Genomic DNA, 22,263 nt, shown 5'->3' with positions numbered 1-22,263 from the left:
CCCCACTCCCCCTTTACAGCCCCAACCCAAACACGAAATAATACCCCTCTACGCCGGGCCACAATGCCCTGCCAACGCTTAAACCCAAACTCAACTCTGCGGACACCCTATGAATAACGAAATCTCTCTCAAATACTATGATGTCGCAGATGAGTATGCGACGGAGTCCGCTAAGCCGGTGAGCGAAGCTGAACGTACCCCGCTGGCGCATTACTTCCAGCTGCTGATCACCCGTCTGATGAACAACGAAGAGATCAGTGAAGAGTCGCAGCAGGATATGGCGCGTGAAGCGGGTATCGATGAGCAGCGTATTGATGAAATTGCCGAGTTCCTGAACCGCTGGGGCAACGAGTAACAGACACTCACCGGCAGACGAGCTTTGCGCAGTCCGCCGGTTAATCTGCCTGACTCAACAACCTGATTCGACACAGCGCCGGTATCCCCGCAACAACGCCCAGTGCTGACAGCCACGTGTCTCACGTGGCTGATGTCCGTTCCCTGCCCTGCCGACCCATCTTCGTCTTTATCTGCCGCTACACACACTCCATCACACACGCCTTCATCCGCCACAAAGTCCCCCTTCCGCCGCTCACCCTCTGGCGCACCTGAAAATTATCATCCAGACTTATATAGTCTGCGCAGGCATTGTGTTTTACACTGCGCGCTGTAAAAAACTGAGTAGATTAAGCAGGCAAAAATGGCGATGAACGGAACGATCACAACCTGGTTTGAAGATAAAGGTTTTGGCTTTATCAAAGATGAAAACGGTGATAACCGCTATTTTCATGTGATTAAGGTCGCCAATCCTGATCTGATCAAGAAAGATGCGGCGGTGACGTTTGAACCCACCACCAACAACAAGGGCTTATCCGCCTATGCGGTGAAGGTCGCGCCGACCAGCAAATACATCTATATCGCAGGCGAGCGGCTCAAGATCACCTCGATTAAGTCTTATCTGGTCTACAACGAAGAAGTCCCGGTCGACGCCGGTGTCGATAAAGAGAACGCGGTGTTGTCAGTGGGTCTGTTGCTGAATAATATCCGGCCGAAAACTGACCCGAACGCCAATGAGATGCGCTCGCTGAAAAAGCTGGCGGTTACCACCTTCCAGGGTACGACACTGATCTTCTCTGAAGACGAGATCGACATTGAAAGCACGGTTAAAGTGCTTAAAGGTCTGAAGTAATCCCGAAGGCGGGCCGAAATTCTGTTGGCAGGATTTCGGCCTTCAGCCTCCTGCCAGCCTGCTATTCAGGCACATTTCTCTGACACGAAATCCCCGCCCACAGGGCTGATACATGACAAAGCGCTCCTCTGGCGGATAAAACCGCACTGCACTCCCCTCTAATCCATTGTTTATGATAAAACAAAGGTCAAAAGCGCAGCTCATCAAGGTTCATCCCCACAAAGCGACTTTCCAGGGTAGAATTAGAAACTTTGTTCAGTCATTGCCAATGTTTTCCATCATCGCAAAGTGATACGAAAAGCGGGTGAAATAAGGTATAAAGCCGCATGAAAATCCCAAACAGAATCCAGCCCCTGGTCGATGACGGCCTGATTGACGATGTCCTGCAGCGGCTGAAAAGCGGCAAAGAAGCAGACGTCTATACCGTGCTATGCGGCGGCAAGGTGCAGTGCGCCAAAGTCTATAAAGAAGCAACCCAGCGTAGCTTCAAGCAGGCCGTGCAGTATCAGGAAGGTCGTAAAACCCGTAACAGCCGTAACGCCCGCGCCATGCAGAAAGGCACAAAGTTCGGCCGTAAGCAGCAGGAAGAGTCCTGGCAGACCGCCGAAGTAGATGCCCTGTTCCGCCTGGCGAACGCCGGTGTTCGCGTGCCGCAGCCTTATCTCTGCATCGACGGTGTGTTACTGATGGAACTGGTGACCGATGCCAATGGCTCGGTCGCGCCACGTCTCAGCGATGTCTCACTGTCTGAAGAGCAGGCGGTGACGGATTTCCACACCATGATCCGCAACATCGTTCGTATGCTCTGTGCCGGTATCGTTCACGGTGACTTATCCGAGTTCAACGTACTGCTGGATGACCAGGGTCCGGTGATTATCGACCTGCCACAGGCGGTCGATGCGGCGGCCAATAACCATGCCGAGTCGATGTTTGAACGTGACGTAGACAATATCACCTCTTACTACGGTCAGTTCGCTCCGCAGCTGCTGAAGACGCGCTACGCCAAAGAGATCTGGCTGCTCTATGAAGATGGCAAGCTGACGCCGGAAACACCCCTTACCGGGAAGTTTGTGGAAGAGGAGCGCGTGGTGGATATGGATTCTCTGATGGATGAGATCATCACCGCAGAAGATGAATATTACGAGCGCCAGCGCGCCAGCCGTGAGCGCGACGAAGAGTAACTGCCTCAATAAAAAAGGCAGCGAGTCGCCTCGCTGCCTCTCACTTACGCCATCACCGCACGATGACCGTCAGCGCAATCAGAGTTAAGCCGATGATCATCACGCCGACAAAGACCTTATCGAGCCTGCTTTTTTTCATCTTCTCCTCCCTAGAACCACTGACCAAAGCGACGGATATAGAAACGCTTCATGCCCTGCGCCACCAGGCAGTAGCTGAACAGCGTCAGCACCAGCCACGGGAAATACTGCCATGGCAGTGGCACCAGACCGACCATCGCACCCAGCGGTGAGAACGGGATCAGGATGCCCAGCGCCATCACCGCCAGCGTAGTCAGCATGACCGGTAAGGTGGCGCGGCTCTGAATAAACGGAATCTTCCGGGTACGCAGCATATGCACCACCAGCGTCTGTGACAGCAGCCCCTCAATAAACCAGCCGGACTGGAACAGCGACTGCACGCCTGCATGGTTAGCGCCGAAAACAAACCACATCAATGCAAAGGTGGTGACGTCAAAAATTGACGAGGTCGGACCCATCCACAGCATGAAACGCTTGATGTTGCCGGCATCCCATTTACGCGGCTTATTCAGAAACTCACGGTCAACCTTGTCCCACGGCAGCGCCAGCTGGGAAACGTCATACATCAGGTTTTGAATCAGCAGATGAATCGACAGCATCGGCAGAAACGGAATAAAGGCACTGGCCACCAGCAGCGAGAAAACGTTGCCGAAGTTGGAGCTGGCGGTCATGTTGAGATACTTGATGATGTTGCCAAAGGTCTCGCGTCCTTTGAGTACACCCTCATTCAGCACCTGTAAATCCTTCTCCAGCAGGATGATGTCCGATGAGGCTTTCGCCACATCCGCCGCGCTGTCCACGGAAATCCCGGTGTCAGCTGCCCGCAGCGCAGGCGCGTCGTTAATGCCATCGCCCAGGAACCCGACGGTGTGACCGTTCTGCTGCATCAGCCGCACCAGACGGGATTTCTGCAGCGGGGTCAGCTGAGCAAACAGGGTGCAGCGTTCAGCTTCCTGCGCCAGCTCATCATCGTTCATCGCCTCAATCTGATCGCCGGTCAGCATCGCCGGATCGGTCAGCCCGACATCGGCACAGACCCGCAGCGTCACCAGCGGATTGTCACCGGTCAGCACTTTCACCGTCACACCGCTGTCACGCAGGGCTTTAATCGCCTTACCCGCGCTGGCTTTAGGCGGATCGCGGAAGGTCAGCATTCCCTGAATAATCAGATCGCGCTCATCACTGTCGCTGAGCGGCGCGTGTAGCTCGCCATCACGGGTTGCCACCAGCAGCACGCGATAGCCCTGCTGATGATAGTGTTCAGTCTGCGCCAGCAGCGCCGCGCGCTGTGCCGCATCCAGTGCGACCACCGTGTCGCCCTGGCGCACGGCAATGCTGACTGCCAGCATCTCTTCCACTGCGCCTTTACAGATCAGTTGTGAACGATGCTGAGTCAGATCCTCCACCAGCACCGACACCCGACGGCGGGTAAAATCAAACGGCAGCTCATCGATCAGCTGGAACTGGCTGCGCTGAGACTGTGAAATGACCTTGTCGCCCGCGCAGAGTAAGGCGCGATCCATCAGGTTTTTCGCGCCACTCTGGCTGCCGCTGTTGAGCCATGCCAGCAGCAGCACCTGTGCATCTTCGTTGCCCCGCGCGTCCAGATGATGCGCCAGCAGGATGGTGTCCTGGGTCAGCGTGCCGGTTTTATCGGTACAGAGCACATCCATCGCGCCGAGGTTCTGAATGGCGTTGAGCTTTTTAACGATCACTTTGCGGCGTGACATCGCAATCGCGCCCTTAGCCAGGTTGGCGCTGACAATCATCGGCAGCATTTCCGGGGTCAGTCCGACCGCGACGGCCAGTGCAAACAGCGTGGCATCCATCCAGTCGCCTTTGGTGAAGCCGTTAATCAGCAGCACCACCGGGACCATCACCAGCATAAAGCGGATCAGCAGCTTGCTGACGCTGTTCACCCCGCGGTCAAAGGCGGTCTGCGGACGGCTTCCGGTCAGCGATGAGGCCAGGGAGCCGAACCAGGTTTCGCCGCCGGTCGCTACCACGACTGCGCTGGCTGTGCCGCTGGCCACGCTGGTGCCCATCAGGCAGATATTCGGTGATGCCAGCCGCTCCTGGGCGGTCTGACCTTCGGCATCGATACCCGCATCGCTGCTCTGTTTTTCAACCGGCAGCGACTCGCCGGTCAGCACCGCTTCACTGATAAACAGATTACGTGAACTCAGCAGACGGACATCGGCAGGCACCTGATCGCCGGTGCTGAGCAGAATGATATCGCCCGGCACCAGTTCACTCATATCCACATCCTGACGCTGCGCGGTTTCGCTGCCTGGCTCACGGCGCAACACGGTGACCTGGCTGCGCACCAGTGACTTCAGTGCCTGCGCCGCACGGTTGGTGCGAAACTCCTGCCAGAAGCGCAGGAGCCCGCTCAGCATCACCATGGTGAAGATGATGATGACGCCGGAGAGATCGGTCTCCTGACCGGCGCGCAGCGGCAGAATATAGTCGGTAAACAGGCTCACCAGCGCCAGGACCAGTAATACGTAGATAAACGGGTTATTAAACGCCATCAGCAGCTGAATCAGCGCCGGTGGCGCTTTCTCATGCGCCACTTCATTACGGCCATACAAAGCCAGTCGTTTCGCCGCCTCAGCCTGGGTCAGGCCCTGACGCTGGCTGCGCAGGTTCGCCAGCGTCATATCAATGTGCTGGTCTGCCTGCTGCGCCACAGCAAACATTTTTTTACTTTTTTTATCATTACGGTTGCCGGATGAAGTGATCGCAACCTGTTCCAGTTTCATGTCGCTCATTTCGACATCTCCCTGATTTAAAGCAACAGTTGTCCTGCACGGGAAATAACGTGCATGGATAAAACCTGGCGTGGCCGGGTTATTTAATGGGGTGACTTTCAGAAACAGTCAGGTTATTCCGCCGGCGCGCTAAATAATGACGCGCGCAGGGTTACCTGACGCCGGTTATACGCGGCGTTTTAAAAGTCTGATATCAGCGATTGGACGCAGCCTGGGCTACGCCAGACGGGGCGGAGGAAAAAGAGCTAATATAAACAGCAGCATAACGCGCACTCCTGGTGATAGCAGGATTAAAAATAAGGAGCGCGATCGTTAATTAAAGCGGGGATCGCTGCTCGCCGGTTGGCAAGCAGCAGAGGAAACTCAGCTTGCCAGAATAAAGGTTAATCTCGGGTGACTGTCCAACTGAATTCTCCTGAAGTTATCTGCCGCCATTATAAAGAGAGGCCGGCGTCGGTAAAGCAATAACGTATTGAATAACGGTTTCGTTGAGGATTTGTTTCTGCTCAGGTTGCCGCTTCGGTAACAGCGTGGCGATCTTCTTATAACCTCCAGGTAATGCTTATAACCTTTTAGCATATGATTAGCCCATATTCGACTATTCTTCGCATCGGCCCTTTCGTAAACTCGCGTAACTTTTTAGAGGCAAGGAAATTTCATGAAAACTATAATTCCATCACTGCTGGCGCTGACGCTGGCTGCCGCCTTCACAGCCCAGGCCGCAACACCAAAAGATACGCTGGTGATTGCACAATCAACTGACGACGCAGACAGCTTCGATCCGGCCAAAGGGTTTGAACTGACCAGCGTTCAGGCCTTTACGAACATCTATCAGCGCCTGGTGCAGTCTGACCCGCAGAATCCGGTGGATCTGAAACCTACGCTGGCCACTTCGTGGCAGCCCGGCAGCGACAACCGCAGCCTGACCTTTGAACTGCGCAAAGATGCGAAATTCTCTACCGGCAACCCGCTGCGTCCGGAAGATGTGATCTTCTCGCTGGGCCGCGTGGTGAAGCTGAACCTCGATCCCTCTTTCATCCTGACGCAGCTCGGCTGGACCAAAGATAACGTCGATGGCTTCCTGAAGAAAGTCGACGACAATCATGTGCAGATCAGCTGGACCGCCAACGTCAGCCCGACCTACGTCCTGAGCCTGCTCTCTGCTCCGGTTTCATCGATCATTGATGAAAAAACCGCGATGGCGAACCAGAAGAACGGCGATTTCGGTAACGCCTGGCTGGCCACCCACTCGGCGGGCAGCGGCCCGTATCAGATCCGCAAAGTGGTGATGCATCAGGTGGTGCTGCTCAGTGCTAACCCGACCTCACCAGCGGGCGCGCCAAAAATGAAGAACATCCTGATCAAAAACGTGCCTGAACCGGCTGCGCGTCGTCTGCTGCTGGAACAGGGTGATGCCGATATCGCCCGTAACCTGGGTGCCGATCAGATTGCTGCGCTGAACGGCAAACCGGGCGTGAAGACGGAAGCGATTCCCATGGCGTCGCTCTACTACATCCAGTTCAACATCGGTGCGAACGAGACGATGAAGAACCCGGCCTTCTGGGAAGCGGCGCGCTACCTGTGGGATTACAAAGGCATCGCCAGTGAGCTGCTGAAAGGCCAGTTCGATGTGCATCAGAGCTTCCTGCCTAAGGGCTTCCTGGGTGCGATCAACGACACGCCATACAGCTACGATCCGGAAAAAGCCAAAGCGATTCTGAAGAAAGCGGGCCTGAACAACGTCACCTTCAAGCTCTCCACCAGCAACCAGCCGCCTTATCTGGATATCGCACAGGCGCTGCAGGGCAGCTTCGCCAAAGCGGGCGTGAAAGTGGAAGTGGTGCCGGGTCTGAGCTCCGAAGTGTCGACCAACGTGAAAGCGCATAAATATGAAGCGACGCTGAACGCCTGGGGCTCCGACTACTTCGATCCCAACACCAATGCCGCCTCGTTTGCTTACAACCCGGAAGATGGCAGCAAAACCATCGCCTTCCGTTCAGACTGGCACATTCCTGAGCTGAACAAGCAGGTGATTGCGGCGACCGCCGAGAGCGATCCGAAGAAACGCGTGGCGCTGTATGAAGCGATGCAGCGTGAAGTAATGAAGAACTCACCGTATGTGATTGGGATGCAGGCGAAGAACCTGATCGCCCTGCGCGACAACCTGAAAGGCTATGTGCAGGGCATTAACCCTGACATGGTGTATTACTCGCAGGTCACTAAGTAATGGCACAGTCTGTTCCTTCAGCCGGGTTCGCCCGGCTTTTTTGGCAGCGTGGCGGGCGCCTGATCGGTAGCGTACTGTCGCTGCTGGTCACGCTGCTTGGCCTGCTCGCCTTCACCTTTATGCTGTCGCATCTCTCGCCGATCGATCCGGTGCAGCAGATCGCCGGCGATCACGCCAGTGAAGCGACCTATGAGCAGGTGCGTCATGACCTGGGTCTCGACCAGCCGGTGCTGATGCAGTTCTGGCGCTACGTCGAACATCTGGCGCAGGGCGATCTGGGTGTCTCCCGCCTCACCAATCAGTCGGTGAGCGGCGACCTGATGACCACCTTCCCCGCCACCATCGAGCTGGCGACCTGCGCGATGATCTTCGCAGTGGTGTTCGGCGTGACGCTGGCGCTGCTGGCCGCCTGGAAACCGGGGAGCTGGATCGATAATCTCGCCCGCTTTGTCTCGCTGCTGGGCTACTCGGTGCCGGTGTTCTGGCTCGGCCTGCTGGGCCTGCTGCTCTTTTATGCGGTGCTGCACTGGTCCGCCGGACCGGGACGGCTGGATGATATCTGGGTCTATACCCTGGAGCCGAAGACCGGCTTTGTGCTGATCGACAGCTGGCTGTCGGGTGAACCGGAGATGTTCCGCAATGCGATTGCGCACCTCTGGCTGCCGGTGGTGATCCTCGGCCTGCTGGCGATGGCGGGCATTACCCGCCTGCTGCGTGCTGCGCTGCTGGAAGAGAGCAGCAAAGAGTATGTGGTGCTGGCGCGTGCTAAAGGCGCGGGTCGGGTGCGCATCCTGCTGCGCCATATCTTCCCCAACGTGCTGGGCACGCTGGTCACGGTGATCGCCCTCTCCTACGCTACGCTGCTGGAAGGCTCGGTGCTGACCGAAACCGTCTTCGCCTGGCCAGGTGTGGGTCGCTATATGACCAATGCGCTGTTCTCCGGCGATGTGCCGGCGATTCTGGGCTCAACCCTGTTAATCGGCAGCTGCTTTATCCTGATTAACACCCTGGCGGATGTTTTAACCTGGTTAACCGATCCGAGAACCCGATGACGCAACAACTCTCTGAACTCGAAACGCTGCGACCACGCCGTCGCCGTCAACGCGTTACCTCGTTAACCGTTGGGCTGACGCTGGTGGCGATTCTTATCCTGATGGCACTGCTGGCGCCGCTGATTGCACCGTTCGATCCGAACGTGCAGACCATGTCGAGCCGTCTGCTGGCGCCGTCGGCACAGCACTGGTTCGGCACCGACGGCTTTGGCCGCGATCTGCTGTCGCGCGTGATTTACGGCGCGCGTCCGACCCTGCTGCTGGTGTCGCTGATTCTGGTGCTGACCATTCCGGCCGGGCTGCTGATCGGCATCACCGCCGGTTACGTGGGTGGCTGGACCGAACGACTGCTGATGCGCATTACCGATATCTTTCTGTCACTGCCCAACCTGGTGATCGCGCTGGCGCTGGTGGCGATTCTCGGCCCAGGCCTGATGAACGGCGCGCTGGCGCTGGCGCTGACCAGCTGGCCGCCGTTTGCCCGTCAGGCACGTGCTGAAACCCTGGCACTGCGCCGCAGCGACTACCTTGCCGCCGCGCGGATGCAGGGGATTACGGGCTTTCGCCTGATGTTCGGTCATATCCTGCCGCTCTGCATGCCGACGGCGGTAGTCCGCGCCGCCCTGAGCCTGGGCGGGATTATCCTGGCCGCAGCCGGGCTCGGTTTCCTCGGTATGGGCGTTCAGCCGCCGACGGCGGAATGGGGTTCGATGGTGGCCGAAGGCAGTAAAGTCATTTTTGATCAGTGGTGGGTTGCTGCTGCACCGGGCGCGGCGATTCTGTTTGCCAGCCTGGCCTTTAACCTGACAGGCGATGGCCTGCGCGACCGACTGGATACCCGTCATGCAAAATAATCTGCTCCATGCCGAGGGGCTGACCATTCGCAGCGACGATGCGCTGCTGGTCGATAACATCAGTTTTTCCGTAGGCCGCGAGCGTGTGGCGCTGGTCGGTGAGTCCGGTTCCGGCAAGTCACTGACCGCCCGCAGCCTGATGGGCTTACTCTCGCCCGCGCTGCATCTGCAGGCCAGCCAGCTCCAGGTGGCCGGTGAAAATGCGCTGACGCTGAGTGAGCGTCACTGGAACCAGCTGCGCGGTAACCGCGTGGCGATGGTGATGCAGGACCCGAAGTATGCCCTTAACCCGACGCGCACCATTGGCTGGCAGGTGGAAGAGCCGCTGATCCTGCATCGCCGCCTGAGCCGTGCCGAGCGCAAAGAGAAAGTGTGTGAAATGCTGGATGCGGTCGGCCTGCCCGATCCGCGTCGTCTGATGCAGCAGTATCCGCATCAGCTCTCTGGCGGCATGGGCCAGCGTGTGATGCTGGCGATCGCCCTGATTACCGATCCGGACTTCCTGATCGCCGATGAACCGACCTCCGCGCTGGATCATGCCATGCGCGATCAGGTGCTGGCGCTGATCCGCGGTCTGGTGGAGGCGCGCAACATGGGCCTGCTGCTGATCAGCCATGATTTGCAGCAGGTTTCAGAACATTGCGAGCGGGTGATGGTGATGTATAAAGGCCGGTTGCTGGATACGCTGCCCGCCGCCGATCTGCCGCACGCTACCCATCCCTACACCCGCACGCTGTGGGCCTGCCGTCCGGGTAAAGCGACCCACGGACAGACTTTACCGGTGCTGGACCGCGCTGCGCTGGAGGCGAATGATGATTAAGCTGCAGAATCTAAGCGTCGCCCACAAACAGGGTTACGAGCTGCGCACCGTGGTGCATGAGGTTAACCTGGAGGTTAACGCTGGCGAGTGTTTTGGTCTGGTGGGTCCGTCAGGCTGCGGCAAGTCGTCGCTGCTGTGGGTGCTGGCAGGTCTGAACCCACACTGGCAGGGTCAGATGCAGCTTGCCGGTCACGAAGTTCAGCCGGGTAAAGCTTTCACCGGCGCGCTGCGTCAGGAAGTGCAGATGGTGTTTCAGGATCCCTATGCCTCGCTGCATCCGCGTCACCGGCTGCGTCGCACGCTGGCGGAGCCGCTGAAGCTGCTGAAACGCGACAATATCAACGATCGTATCGATCAGGGCTTCCGTCACGTCGGACTCGATCCCGCTATGGCGGATCGCTATCCGCATCAGCTCTCCGGCGGTCAGCGTCAGCGTGTTGCCATCGTGCGCGCCCTGCTGCTGCAGCCGAAGATCCTGCTGCTGGATGAGCCGACGTCGGCGCTGGATATGTCAGTGCAGGCGGAGATCCTCAATCTGCTCAACGATCTGAAACAGCAGGATGGCCTGACCATGGTGCTGGTGAGCCACGATCCCGACGTGATCGATCACATGTGCGATCGCGCCGTGCACATGTCGCAGGGTCGCATCATCGAACAGATCTCTGCCTGAAATCAGGCCGGACGGTGTTCACCTGCCGTCCGGCGCTGCTGCATCCGCCGCGCCTTTCTGTAACATCCCCTTCTTCCACCTTCAGTCTCATCCTCTCTATTGCCAGAACGGCGCGCTGTTCTCTTCCTCTGAGTCATTAGATTGCCACGCGACGCTGTAAACCTTTACAGGCTGAAGCAGGCACGCGAATGCGACAGCGCAAAACGCAGCGGCTGGCTGATGCGGTATACTCGCGACCATTATTTCATGAGAGGAAAAAGCAATGACGGTAAAACTACGTCCGCTGGAGCGGGAAGACCTGCACTTTGTCCATCAGCTGGATAACAACGCCAGCGTGATGCGTTACTGGTTTGAGGAGCCGTATGAGGCGTTTGTGGAGCTGTCCGATCTCTACAACAAGCACATTCACGATCAGACCGAACGTCGCTTTGTGGTCGAGCACAACGGGCAGAAAGCGGGATTAGTGGAACTGGTGGAAATCAACCATGTGCACCGCCGCGCCGAGTTTCAGATCATTATCGATCCGGCCCATCAGGGCAAAGGACTGGCAACCCAGGCGGCGAAGCTGGCGATGGATTACGGCTTCTCGGTGCTGAATCTCTACAAGCTCTACCTGATTGTCGATCAGGAGAACGAAAAAGCGATCCACATCTACACCAAGCTCGGATTCGAGATCGAAGGCGTGCTTAAACATGAGTTTTTCATCAACGGGGAGTACCGCAACACCATCCGCATGTGCATTTTCCAGCATCAGTATCTGGAACGCCATAAAACGCCAGGCGGAATGGTGAAGCCGACCGCGCAGTAATCAGCCGCGCGCGCCAACCGGGTTCATAAAGGGACGCGGGTGTTCAGGCTTAAGGTCGTACATGCCGCCATAGAAGGGATCGACCAGCAGCCAGCCGGGGAAGCCACCCAGCGGGATATTGCCCAGCAGATACCACAGGTTAGCGCGTGCCTCGATAGGCACCGTGACCGGCACGTAGCCCGGGCTTTCCAGCATCAGCAGGTAGTGCTTTTTGCCGAAGTAGCGGCCGGTAGATTTTTCCAGTTCAACGGTCTGCGGCGTGAAACCCTGCGCAACTGCATAGCCACGCTCATCCTGCACGGTAAAGCGCGCGCCCTGCGGCAAGGAGTCGATGCGCACCAGTTGGGTTTCATTGCCGGCAATGGTGGCACAGCCGCTAAGCAGCAGCGCGGCGGCCAGGGCCAGAATTCGCTGTTTCATGAAGGGGTCCACAGAGTGATCAGTGATCAGAGTGTAGACCGCCCTCTCCGCCTCAATCGGGCTATCATCGCCCGATTCAGCCAGCTTATTGCGGTTGACAAGCGCGGGCGATAGCCGCGATGTCGTTGGGTGAGGTGCGACAGCAGCCGCCAATCAGCTTCGCGCCCGCCTGCTGCCACTCTGCCAGTTTGTCATGCAGCGTGCAGCCTGATGGCGCTGAGTGCCAGGTTTTGCTGCCAGCATCATACTGCTCGCCGGAGTTGGGATAGACCACCAGCGGCTTGTCGGTCAGCTTCTGCAACTGCTGCAGCGCAGGCGTCACGCTCTCAAGTGCCACGCAGTTGATTCCCACCGCTACCACCTGTGGCTGCTGATTCAGCCAGCTCACGACGTCTGAGAGCGGCGTGCCGTCGCTGATGTGTCCGGCGTCACGCAGGGTAAACGAGAACCAGGCGCGGCCTTCAGGAAATTCAGCCAGCAGCGTCACCAGCGCCTGCGCTTCGGCAAACGAAGGCAGGGTTTCGCAGGCCAGCAGATCGGCACCCGCCGCCAGCAGCGCCTGCACGCGTGGGCGGTGAAACGCCATCATCTCCGCTTCCGGCAACGCATAGTCGCCGCGATATTCCGAACCATCCGCCAGGAAGGCGCCATAGGGACCGACCGATCCCGCTACCAGCAGCGTTTTTGCGTCGGGCCGGACCGCCAGATAATCGTGACGGGCGCGCCGCGCCAGTTCGACGCTCTGCGCGATCAACGCCAGTGACTCCGCCTCATCAAGGCCACGAGTGGCAAAGCCCTGCGGCGTCGCCTGGTAGCTGGCAGTAATGGCACAGCGCGCGCCGGCGACAAAATAGTCGTAGTGCACCTGATAGATCAGCTCAGGATTTTCCATCAGCACCTTAGCTGACCATAACGCATCGGCCAGATGACAGCCGCGGGCTTCCAGCTCGGTGGCCAGGGCACCATCCAGAATCAGCAGTGGTGACTCCGTTAAAGCCTGCGCGACAGGGTTATACGACATCATTGGCCTCCTCAGGCTTCGGGGATGATTTGTGGGTCAGATGGTAAGCGGCATAGCAGAACAGCACAAACGGGATGCCACACCACAGCGCGATACGCTGAGTCGGATCAAACGCCAGACCGACACAGGCCAGCAGGCAGAGCAGGAAACCCAGCACCGGCGTCAATGGATAGAGCGGCGCACGGTAGGCCAGATCGGCCAGCGATTTGCCCTGCTGAAGATGACGACGACGGAAAACAAAATGCGAAGCGCAGATGCTGAGCCAGACGGCCACCACTGCAAAGCCGGAGATAGCTGACAGCGCCACAAACACCGTGTCGGGCGCGACCACGCTGGAGACCAGCGCCAGCAAACCACCCACCATGCTGACGGTGATCGCCAGCATCGGCACGCCGCGCTTGTTCACCCGGGCAAAGGCGCGCGGCAGCGTATTTTCATTGGCCAGCGACCAGAGCATCCGCCCGGAGGCATAGAGTCCGGAGTTGGCCGCAGACAGGATAGCGGTCAGGATCACAAAGTTAATAATGTCAGCCGCCCACGGGATGCCGATCTTTTCGAAGACCAGCACGAACGGGCTTTTCACGATACCCGCCTGATCCATAGGAATCAGCGCCGCCAGCACAAATACCGTGCCGATGAAGAAGATAATCAGCCGGGCCACGGTAGTACGGATCGCCAGCGGCAGCACTTTCTCCGGCTGCTGGGTTTCACCGGCCGCAATACCGATCAGCTCAGTGCCGGAAAAAGCGAAGTTGACTGCCACCATAGTCATCAGAATCGGCAGTACGCCGTTGGGCAGCCAGCCGTGCGCCGTCAGGTTGCTCAGGCCCGGTGCGGGCGTGCCATCCTTCATCGGGATAAACCCAAACATCGCCGCGCCACCGAGCACGATAAAGGCGACAATCGTCACCACCTTAATCAGCGAGAACCAGAACTCCCCTTCGGCGAAGAAGCGGGTTGAGATGACGTTCAGCAGATAGATGGCGCAGCAGAAGACCAGGCACCAGATCCATACCGGGATCTGCGGGAACCAGTACTGCATACAGAAGCCCGCCGCCGTCAGGCTGGAGCCGAGCGCCACGGTCCAGGTGAGCCAGTAGAGCCAGGCCACGGTGTAGCCGGTTGCCGGGCTGAGATAGCGTGCGGCATAGACGTGGAACGCGCCGGTTTCCGGCATCGCCACCGAGAGCTCGCCCAGACAGACCATCACCAGCCAGACCACCAGCGCGCCAATCAGATAGGCGAGCAGCGTCCCCGCCGCCCCGGTGGTGGAAATGATGTAGCCGGTGTTAAAAAACAGGCCGGTGCCGATTACGCCGCCCAGCGATAACATCACCAGATGGCGCACTTTCATGGTGCGTTTAAATTGTTCCTGCGAGGGAGTTGGCTGTTCGCTCATCACTTTTATCCGTATGGACGTCTAAACATCTATAAGGGACAGTTTTATACGCGTCACAGCCGGTAATTGCAACGGCAGGGAAACAGGGAGGAGGTAAAGGCGGTTCAGTGCCCCGTCGCGGCGGGGCCTGATGCGTTAGCCGAAAACGCTTTGAATATAACGTTCCAGCGCCATGCGGGAACTAAATCCGTGCGGGATGCCGTAGTGTTCCTGTGAATCACCCGCCAGGTAGAGAGGGAATTGGGTGTAGTGATCGCAGGTCTTCATTTCTGAAGCAGGTTCAGCGAACGGCTGGCTCTTCTCTTTCAGTGTCGGGTGAATGACGAGTGCCATGCGCCCCATGCGCGCTTCGCGATTCACATAAACATAGTTCTCTCCACGGCGATAACCATAGGCCCGTGGGGTAATTTCATCGACTTCGAAACCCGCTTTTTCCAGTACGCGCGCTACCTCATCTGGTCGTAAATACATGCTCGATCCTCTCCTCTTTCAAAAGCTTCGCAACCTTACAACAGCATGACAGAGTGGGCATTCGGAATTTTCCCTAAAGAACACTCCCGCGTCTCGTTTATCTCAAGGTCGTCTACACTAGTATTACGTTTTTAAATCAAAGGGAGCTAAAAAATGTTTAATCGCACTGTAAAAAACGATGACATTGATATTAATCAGGATGTTAACGAACTGGCCGATTCACTGGAAGCGCTGCTGAAATCTTACGGCAGTGACGCCAAAGACGAAGTGGATTCTGCACGCAGTCAGGCAGAAAAGCTGCTGAAACAGACCCGCTCCAGACTGAACGGCGGCAGCAACCGTGTCTCACAGGTTGCGCGTGATGCCAGTGCGCAGGTTGACACCTATGTCCATGACAAGCCATGGCACGGTGTTGGTATCGGTGCCGCTTTCGGTATCGTAGTGGGTGTGCTGCTGGCTTCACGTCGCTAAGCTCAACTCTAAAAAATCTCCTGAGCCCTGCCCTGTGCGGGGCTTTTTTATGCCCTTTTTCTGGCTGGTGACATTTACAAAAGATTTTTCCAGGCTGCAGGGCGCATCCCTGCTGGCTTTGCCGCTGTTGCGCAAATGCAAATCATAAAACCCTATATCTGGTGGGCTTGACCCACAAAACCACTACATCTAGTATTTATCTCATCAGCACGACACCAGATGTCCGGCAGAATGAGGCCCGCAACCTGCTCCTCCAGCTCTGTTTCCTGACATCAGAACCGCATATAGAGGGAAATACGAATCATGCGCATTATTATTTACACTAAAGATAACTGTGTCCAGTGCACGGCAACCAAAAATGCGATGGACCGTCAGGGTCTCGCCTATCAGCTTATCAATCTCGACAGCCAGCCCGAGGCGATCGACAACCTGAAATCACTGGGTTACCGCCAGGTACCCGTCGTGATGGCAGATAACGATCACTGGAGCGGTTTCCGCCCGGACAAAATCGCCACGCTGCGCACGCTTTCTGCTGTCGGAGGATAAACACATGTTCCCGCTGGTCTATTTTTCCAGCCAGTCGGAAAACACCCACCGGTTTGTGACGCGCCTCGGCCTGCCTGCCCGGCGCATCCCGCTTGATGCCCGGCAACAACTGCATATCGACCAGCCCTATATTCTGGTGGTGCCCAGCTATGGCGGTGGCAGCAGTCGCGGTGCGGTGCCCGGTCAGGTGATTCAGTTTCTTAATGATGAGGCGAACCGACGCGGTATTCGTGGCGTGATCGCAGCGGGCAACCGTAACTTCGGTGCCGGTTACTGCCTGGCGGGCAGCATCATTGCAAATAAATGTCAGGTTCCCTGCCTCTACCGCTTCGAGCTGATGGGAACGCCTGACGATATCGCGAAAGTTAAAGCGGGAGTAACCCAATTTTGGCAACAACAGACACCCTCAACGGCGTGACGCTCGATTATCACGCCCTTAATGCCATGCTCAATCTCTACGACGCCGAGGGCCGCATCCAGTTCGACAAGGATCGCGAAGCGACACGTCAGTTTTATCTGCAGCATGTGCAACCCAATACCGTCCCCTTCAATAGCTGCGCTGAGCGTTTACGCTATCTGGTGGCAGAGAGCTATTACGAAGCGGAAGTGCTGAACCAGTACGATTTTGCGTTCCTGCTTGCGCTGCATGAGGTGGCGGAAAATTGGGGATTTGAGTTTAAAACCTTTCTCGGTGCCTGGAAGTACTACACCAGCTACACCCTGAAGACCTTCGATGGCAAACGTTATCTGGAAACCTTCGAACAGCGCGCCTGCATGGTGGCGCTGACGCTGGCTCAGGGCGATGAAAAGCTTGCGCGGGCCCTGCTGGAGGAGATCCTCAGCGGCCGTTTTCAGCCCGCTACACCAACCTTCCTGAACTGCGGCAAACAGCAACGCGGTGAGCTGGTCTCCTGCTTCCTGCTGCGCATCGAAGACAATATGGAGTCGATTGGTCGCGCAGTGAATTCGGCACTGCAGCTCTCAAAGCGCGGCGGTGGCGTCGCCTTTTTGCTGTCGAATCTGCGTGAGTCCGGTGCGCCAATCAAACGTATTGAAAATCAGTCGTCGGGCGTTATCCCGGTGATGAAAATGCTGGAGGATGCCTTCTCTTATGCGAATCAGCTCGGCGCGCGTCAGGGCGCTGGCGCGGTGTGGCTCAATGCGCACCATCCCGATATTTTCCGCTTCCTTGATACCAAGCGCGAAAACGCCGATGAGAAGATCCGCATCAAAACCCTGTCGCTGGGCGTGGTGATACCCGATATCACCTTCCAGCTGGCAAAAGAGAACAAACCGATGGCGCTGTTCTCGCCTTACGACGTTGAACGGATCTACGGTCAGGCCTTTGGCGATATCAGCATCAGCGAGAAATATGACGAGATGCTGGCCGACGACCGCATCCGTAAAACCTATATTCAGCCACGCGACTTCTTCCAGACGCTGGCTGAGATTCAGTTTGAGTCGGGCTATCCCTACATCATGTATGAGGACAGCGTGAACCGCAGTAATCCGATTGCCGGTCGCATTAACATGAGCAACCTCTGCTCTGAGATCCTGCAGGTGAACAGCGCCAGCGAGTACAATGACGATCTCAGCTATCGCCGGATCGGCAAAGATATCTCCTGTAATCTCGGCTCACTGAACATTGCGCACGCGATGGATTCACGCGATCTGGCGCGTACCGTGGATGTGGCGATCCGCGCTCTGACCTCGGTGTCGATGATGAGCGAAATTGGCTCGGTGCCCTCGGTCGCCGAAGGCAATCGCCGTTCGCACGCCATTGGCCTGGGTCAGATGAACCTGCACGGCTATCTGGCGCGGGAAGGCATCGCCTACGGTTCACCGGAAGCGCTGGATTTCACTAATCTCTACTTCTACTGCATCACCTATTATGCGCTGCGCACCTCTAATCAGCTGGCACAGGAGCGTCAGCAGACCTTCGATGGCTTTGCGGAATCGCAGTACGCCAGCGGTGTCTACTTCGATAAGTATCTGCAGCGCGAATGGCTGCCGTGCACGGAACGGGTAGCGACGCTGTTTGCCGATGCCGGACTGACCCTGCCGACACAGGCGGACTGGCAGGCGCTGCGTGACTCGGTGATGCAGCACGGACTATTTAATCAGAACCTGCAGGCGATCCCGCCAACCGGTTCAATCTCCTACATCAACCATGCCACCTCCAGCATCCATCCGATTGTCTCCCCTATCGAGATCCGCAAAGAGGGCAAAACCGGCCGCGTCTACTATCCCGCGCCGTTTATGACCAATGAGAATCTCCATCTCTATCAGGATGCGTATCAGATTGGGCCGGAAGCGATTATTGATACCTACGCAGAAGCGACTCAGCATGTCGATCAGGGCCTGTCGCTGACGCTGTTCTTCCGCGATGACGTCTCGACCCGTGACATCAACAAAGCGCAGATTTACGCGTGGAAAAAAGGCATCAAAACGCTCTATTACATTCGACTGCGCCAGATGGCGCTTCAGGGCACGGAGGTTCAGGGTTGCGTCTCATGCTCCCTGTGATGAAAACGATGAAACTAAAACAGATTCAGGCAATTAACTGGAACCGCATTCAGGATGACAAAGATCTTGAAGTGTGGAATCGTCTCACCAGCAACTTCTGGCTGCCGGAGAAAGTGCCGCTCTCCAACGATCTGCCCGGCTGGCAGACGCTGGATAAACAGCAGCAGCAGCTGACCATCCGGGTTTTCACCGGCCTGACGCTGCTCGACACTATCCAGAACGTGGTCGGCGCGCCGGGGCTGATGGAAGATGCCATTACCCCGCACGAAGAGGCGGTGCTGTCGAATATCAGCTTTATGGAAGCGGTGCATGCCCGCTCCTACAGTTCGATCTTCTCAACCCTGTGTAACACCCAGGATGTGGATGCCGCTTATCAGTGGAGCGAAGAGAATGCGCCGCTGCAGAACAAGGCGCGCATCATCCTGGAACACTACCAGGCCGATGATCCGCTGAAGAAGAAGATCGCCAGCGTTTTCCTGGAGTCTTTTTTGTTCTATTCCGGCTTCTGGCTGCCGATGTACTGGTCGAGCCGTGGCAAGCTGACCAACACCGCTGACCTGATTCGCCTGATTATTCGCGATGAGGCGGTACACGGTTACTACATCGGTTACAAATATCAGCAGGCGCTGGCTGCCACTGACGATCTGCGCCGCGAAGAGCTGCAGCAGTTCGCCTATGATCTGCTGCTGGCGCTGTATGAGAACGAAGTGGCTTATACCGAGGCGCTCTATGCCGATGTCGGCTGGGTAGAGGAGGTGAAAACCTTCCTGCACTACAACGCCAACAAAGCGTTGATGAATCTGGGCTATGAGGCGCTGTTCCCGGCGGAGCTGACAGCGGTGAATCCGGCCATTCTGTCGGCTCTGTCGCCCAACGCCGACGAAAACCACGACTTCTTCTCCGGTTCAGGCTCCTCCTATGTGATGGGAAAAGCGGTCGAAACCGAAGACGAGGACTGGAATTTCTGAGGGTTACCGGGTGCTGTTTTGTCAGCATCCGGTTTTCTCTGGCAGTGCCGTGTCAGCCGCGCCATTCCGTCTAATCATAAGAAAAAAATATTACTGCAACACAGCCTGACTATTTCACCGTTTGTTGATTCTGCCCCTCCCCGCATTTCCTTTTTTTTCGACCAATTATTCCACTGAACCCGATCGTTTCAGGCGTGATTATTTCCCTGTATCGGAATCCATTATTTCCGTAATATTTCACCCTGGTGACGCTTATTTTTCTCCCTTTCAGCCGGCAAATCGGCTGAAATGCTAAAAACCCGCCAATGATTTCACAAAAAATTAATCCACGCTTATCCCTTGTGAGCACTGAAGATAATCGTCATCTGAATGTCCTGCGGCCGGCCAATATCCCACTTCAGGGTTGTCAGATAACGTCAGTGTGCTACGGTATGGCCTGCTTAAATTTCAGCGGGAACGACAGGATAATATTAGATATTTCAACCAGGATTTAATGACTGCATGGCTATTAAGCTCGAAGTAAAAAATCTCTATAAAATATTTGGCGACAATCCGGATCGCGCGTTTAAATATATTGAAAAGGGTGCGACCAAAGATGTCATTCTTGAGAAGACCGGGCTCTCCCTTGGCGTAAAGAACGCCAGTCTGGCCATTGAAGAAGGCGAGATATTCGTCATCATGGGGTTATCCGGTTCAGGAAAATCGACCATGGTTCGCCTTCTCAATCGTCTGATAGAGCCGACGCGCGGTCAGGTGATTATTGACGGTGTCGATATTGCCAAAATATCAGCCAGCGAACTGCGTGACGTGCGCAGAAATAAAATCAGTATGGTATTCCAGTCATTTGCTTTGATGCCGCACATGAATGTATTAAATAATACGGCATTTGGCATGGAATTAGCGGGAATCGCACTGGCTGAACGCCAGGAAAAAGCACTGGAAGCGTTACGTCAGGTCGGGCTGGAGAATTATGCGCACGCTTATCCGGATGAACTTTCCGGAGGGATGCGGCAGCGCGTCGGATTAGCCCGCGCACTGGCCATCAATCCCGACATCTTATTAATGGATGAGGCCTTCTCCGCTCTGGATCCGTTGATTCGTACTGAAATGCAGGATGAGCTGGTTAATTTACAAGCCAGGCATCAGCGCACCATCGTCTTTATTTCCCACGATCTTGATGAAGCGATGCGTATTGGCGACCGTATTGCCATTATGCAGGGCGGCGAAGTGATACAGGTTGGTACGCCGGATGAGATCCTGAATAACCCGGCCAATGACTATGTCCGCACCTTCTTCCGTGGCGTCGATATCAGTCACGTATTCAGCGCCAAAGATATCGCCCGTCGTAGCGCGGGAGCGTTGATCCGCAAAGCGCCAGGTTTTGGCCCGCGCTCCGCCATTAAGCTGCTGCAGGATGAAGACCGTGACTACGGCTACGTGCTGGAGAAACAGAAGTTTCTTGGCGTGGTCTCCACCGACTCGCTGAAAGCCGCGCTGGCAGCAGGTCTGGGACTCGATAGCGCCCTCCTCGACTCGCCAGCCGCGGTGCCCGCCGATACCTCACTGAGCGATCTGCTCTCGCACGTCGCTCAGGCGCCCTGTGCGGTGCCAGTGGTCGGTGAGGAGAATCAGTATGTCGGTATCATTTCCAAAAGCACGCTATTGCGCGCGTTAGATCGTGAAGGAGCCCAGCCATGAGTCAGGAAACCACCAATCCGTGGGATAGCGGCACCGCCGCCAGCAGTCAGGCTGCGCCCACCAGCAGCGGCGGTGCCGATGCCTGGGGCACGCCCGATGGCAGCGCGACACCCGATGCAGCCAGCAGCAGTGACTGGCTCAACAGCGCCCCCGCGCCCGCGCCGGAACATTTCAATATCATGGATCCATTCCACAAAACCTGGATCCCGCTTGATCACTGGGTGACTACCGGCATCGACTGGGTGGTCAACCATTTCCGCCCGCTGTTTCAGGGTATCCGGGTACCGGTTGACTATATTCTCAGCGCCTTTCAGCAGCTGTTGCTGGGGATGCCCGCGCCGGTAGCGATTCTGGTGTTTGCGCTGATCGCCTGGCAGATCGCGACACCCGCCATGGGCATCGCCACGCTGGTATCGCTGATCGTTATTGGCGCAATTGGCGCCTGGTCGCAGGCGATGGTCACGCTGGCGCTGGTGCTTACCGCGCTAATGTTCTGCATTCTCATCGGCCTGCCGCTGGGGATCTGGCTGGCCCGCAGTGAACGGGCAGCGCGTATCGTACGCCCCTTTCTGGATGCGATGCAGACAACACCCGCCTTTGTCTATCTGGTGCCGATTGTGATGCTGTTTGGTATCGGCAACGTGCCAGGCGTGGTGGTCACGATTATCTTCGCCCTGCCACCGATTGTACGCCTGACTATTCTCGGCATTAAGCAGGTGCCCGCCGATCTGATCGAAGCGAGCGAATCCTTTGGTGCCAGTCCGCGTCAGCTGCTATTCAAAGTGCAGTTGCCGCTGGCGATGCCCACCATTATGGCGGGCGTCAATCAGACCCTGATGCTGGCGCTGTCGATGGTGGTGATCGCCTCGATGATCGCCGTGGGCGGACTCGGTCAGATGGTGCTGCGCGGTATTGGCCGTCTCGATATGGGGCTGGCTACGGTGGGTGGTGTGGGGATTGTGATCCTTGCCATTATCCTTGACCGCCTGACCCAATCGTTTGGTCGCGATAGCCGCAGCCGCGGTAATCGTCACTGGTATCACACCGGCCCGCTGGGCCTGATCTTCTCTCCTTCGCGTAAAAAATAATCTGT

22 protein-coding genes are annotated in these 22,263 nt (G+C 56.8%); 16 read left to right on the top strand and 6 right to left on the bottom strand.

Annotated elements, in window-relative coordinates; all coding sequences use genetic code 11:
- Positions 1-109 precede the first annotated feature (109 nt).
- The 3 genes from GVJ63_RS21510 to GVJ63_RS21500 all read left to right on the top strand — a co-directional run bounded on the left by GVJ63_RS21510 (position 110) and on the right by GVJ63_RS21500 (position 2,367).
- A complete protein-coding gene (locus GVJ63_RS21510) occupies positions 110-355 on the top strand; it encodes a YmjA family protein (RefSeq protein ID WP_010672163.1) in 246 nt (81 codons plus the stop codon).
- A gap of 342 nt (positions 356-697) precedes the next feature.
- Positions 698-1,186: a cold-shock protein gene (locus GVJ63_RS21505; protein ID WP_010257735.1), complete on the top strand. Its 489-nt coding sequence runs from the start codon at positions 698-700 to the stop codon at positions 1,184-1,186.
- A 326-nt stretch (positions 1,187-1,512) separates the two neighbouring features.
- Positions 1,513-2,367, top strand: a complete 855-nt coding sequence (locus GVJ63_RS21500) for a PA4780 family RIO1-like protein kinase (protein ID WP_010257738.1) — start codon at positions 1,513-1,515, stop codon at positions 2,365-2,367.
- A 52-nt stretch (positions 2,368-2,419) separates the two neighbouring features.
- On the opposite strand, the gene mgtU is transcribed toward GVJ63_RS21500, so the two are convergent.
- A complete protein-coding gene (mgtU, locus tag GVJ63_RS22600) occupies positions 2,420-2,506 on the bottom strand; it encodes a magnesium transporter protection protein MgtU (protein ID WP_350029534.1) in 87 nt (28 codons plus the stop codon).
- A 10-nt stretch (positions 2,507-2,516) separates the two neighbouring features.
- Positions 2,517-5,219 (bottom strand): magnesium-translocating P-type ATPase, encoded by a 2,703-nt coding sequence (gene mgtA / locus GVJ63_RS21495; RefSeq protein ID WP_039391420.1) that lies wholly within the window; start codon positions 5,217-5,219, stop codon positions 2,517-2,519.
- Positions 5,220-5,877: 658 nt separating this feature from the next.
- Here mgtA and GVJ63_RS21490 point away from each other — a divergent pair.
- The 6 genes from GVJ63_RS21490 (at position 5,878) to speG (ending at position 11,650) form a co-directional block, all read left to right on the top strand.
- On the top strand, positions 5,878-7,446 hold the full coding sequence (locus GVJ63_RS21490; protein ID WP_022624076.1) for an ABC transporter substrate-binding protein: 1,569 nt from the start codon (positions 5,878-5,880) through the stop codon (positions 7,444-7,446).
- A complete protein-coding gene (locus GVJ63_RS21485; RefSeq protein WP_010257745.1) occupies positions 7,446-8,498 on the top strand; it encodes an ABC transporter permease in 1,053 nt (350 codons plus the stop codon). Before GVJ63_RS21490 ends, GVJ63_RS21485 begins: the two co-directional genes overlap by 1 nt.
- Complete coding sequence (locus tag GVJ63_RS21480; RefSeq protein ID WP_010257750.1) at positions 8,495-9,352, top strand: ABC transporter permease; 858 nt, start codon at positions 8,495-8,497, stop codon at positions 9,350-9,352. Before GVJ63_RS21485 ends, GVJ63_RS21480 begins: the two co-directional genes overlap by 4 nt.
- Complete coding sequence (locus tag GVJ63_RS21475; protein ID WP_031594057.1) at positions 9,342-10,172, top strand: ABC transporter ATP-binding protein; 831 nt, start codon at positions 9,342-9,344, stop codon at positions 10,170-10,172. The genes GVJ63_RS21480 and GVJ63_RS21475 overlap by 11 nt, the downstream gene beginning before the upstream one ends.
- On the top strand, positions 10,165-10,842 hold the full coding sequence (locus GVJ63_RS21470; protein ID WP_086906285.1) for an ABC transporter ATP-binding protein: 678 nt from the start codon (positions 10,165-10,167) through the stop codon (positions 10,840-10,842). Before GVJ63_RS21475 ends, GVJ63_RS21470 begins: the two co-directional genes overlap by 8 nt.
- A gap of 262 nt (positions 10,843-11,104) precedes the next feature.
- On the top strand, positions 11,105-11,650 hold the full coding sequence (gene speG / locus GVJ63_RS21465; protein ID WP_060680779.1) for a spermidine N1-acetyltransferase: 546 nt from the start codon (positions 11,105-11,107) through the stop codon (positions 11,648-11,650).
- On the opposite strand, the gene GVJ63_RS21460 is transcribed toward speG, so the two are convergent.
- The 4 genes from GVJ63_RS21460 to GVJ63_RS21445 form a co-directional block, all read right to left on the bottom strand.
- Positions 11,651-12,070, bottom strand: a complete 420-nt coding sequence (locus tag GVJ63_RS21460; RefSeq protein ID WP_159227340.1) for a hypothetical protein — start codon at positions 12,068-12,070, stop codon at positions 11,651-11,653. It abuts the gene before it with no gap.
- Between the two features lie 85 nt (positions 12,071-12,155).
- A complete protein-coding gene (mmuM, locus tag GVJ63_RS21455; protein ID WP_159227341.1) occupies positions 12,156-13,091 on the bottom strand; it encodes a homocysteine S-methyltransferase in 936 nt (311 codons plus the stop codon).
- Positions 13,081-14,490, bottom strand: coding sequence for an S-methylmethionine permease (gene mmuP / locus GVJ63_RS21450; protein ID WP_033758676.1), 1,410 nt, complete (start codon positions 14,488-14,490; stop codon positions 13,081-13,083). Before mmuP ends, mmuM begins: the two co-directional genes overlap by 11 nt.
- A 135-nt stretch (positions 14,491-14,625) precedes the next feature.
- Complete coding sequence (locus tag GVJ63_RS21445; protein WP_003850360.1) at positions 14,626-14,961, bottom strand: DUF2002 family protein; 336 nt, start codon at positions 14,959-14,961, stop codon at positions 14,626-14,628.
- Between the two features lie 153 nt (positions 14,962-15,114).
- Between GVJ63_RS21445 and GVJ63_RS21440 the strand changes: the two genes are divergently transcribed.
- The 7 genes from GVJ63_RS21440 to proW all read left to right on the top strand — a co-directional run bounded on the left by GVJ63_RS21440 (position 15,115) and on the right by proW (position 22,258).
- Positions 15,115-15,432 carry a DUF883 family protein gene (locus GVJ63_RS21440; RefSeq protein WP_010257764.1) on the top strand — a complete coding sequence of 106 codons (318 nt, stop codon included), beginning with the start codon at positions 15,115-15,117 and terminating at the stop codon, positions 15,430-15,432.
- 303 nt (positions 15,433-15,735) lie between these two features.
- Positions 15,736-15,978, top strand: coding sequence for a glutaredoxin-like protein NrdH (gene nrdH, locus GVJ63_RS21435; protein ID WP_010257769.1), 243 nt, complete (start codon positions 15,736-15,738; stop codon positions 15,976-15,978).
- A gap of 4 nt (positions 15,979-15,982) precedes the next feature.
- A complete protein-coding gene (nrdI, locus tag GVJ63_RS21430; protein ID WP_010257771.1) occupies positions 15,983-16,396 on the top strand; it encodes a class Ib ribonucleoside-diphosphate reductase assembly flavoprotein NrdI in 414 nt (137 codons plus the stop codon).
- Positions 16,366-18,504, top strand: coding sequence for a class 1b ribonucleoside-diphosphate reductase subunit alpha (nrdE, locus tag GVJ63_RS21425; protein ID WP_159227339.1), 2,139 nt, complete (start codon positions 16,366-16,368; stop codon positions 18,502-18,504). Before nrdI ends, nrdE begins: the two co-directional genes overlap by 31 nt.
- Before the next feature lie 8 nt (positions 18,505-18,512).
- Positions 18,513-19,472 carry a class 1b ribonucleoside-diphosphate reductase subunit beta gene (nrdF, locus tag GVJ63_RS21420; protein WP_159227338.1) on the top strand — a complete coding sequence of 320 codons (960 nt, stop codon included), beginning with the start codon at positions 18,513-18,515 and terminating at the stop codon, positions 19,470-19,472.
- A 501-nt stretch (positions 19,473-19,973) separates the two neighbouring features.
- On the top strand, positions 19,974-21,170 hold the full coding sequence (gene proV, locus GVJ63_RS21415) for a glycine betaine/L-proline ABC transporter ATP-binding protein ProV (protein ID WP_033778604.1): 1,197 nt from the start codon (positions 19,974-19,976) through the stop codon (positions 21,168-21,170).
- A complete protein-coding gene (gene proW, locus GVJ63_RS21410) occupies positions 21,167-22,258 on the top strand; it encodes a glycine betaine/L-proline ABC transporter permease ProW (protein WP_159227337.1) in 1,092 nt (363 codons plus the stop codon). Before proV ends, proW begins: the two co-directional genes overlap by 4 nt.
- Positions 22,259-22,263 lie beyond the last annotated feature (5 nt).

This window comes from Pantoea sp. 18059, from assembly GCF_902706165.1.
In the GTDB taxonomy this organism is placed as follows: Bacteria; Pseudomonadota; Gammaproteobacteria; order Enterobacterales; family Enterobacteriaceae; genus Pantoea; species Pantoea agglomerans.
Note: the sequence above shows the minus strand (reverse complement) of the source record. Positions and strands in the feature narration are given on the sequence as shown.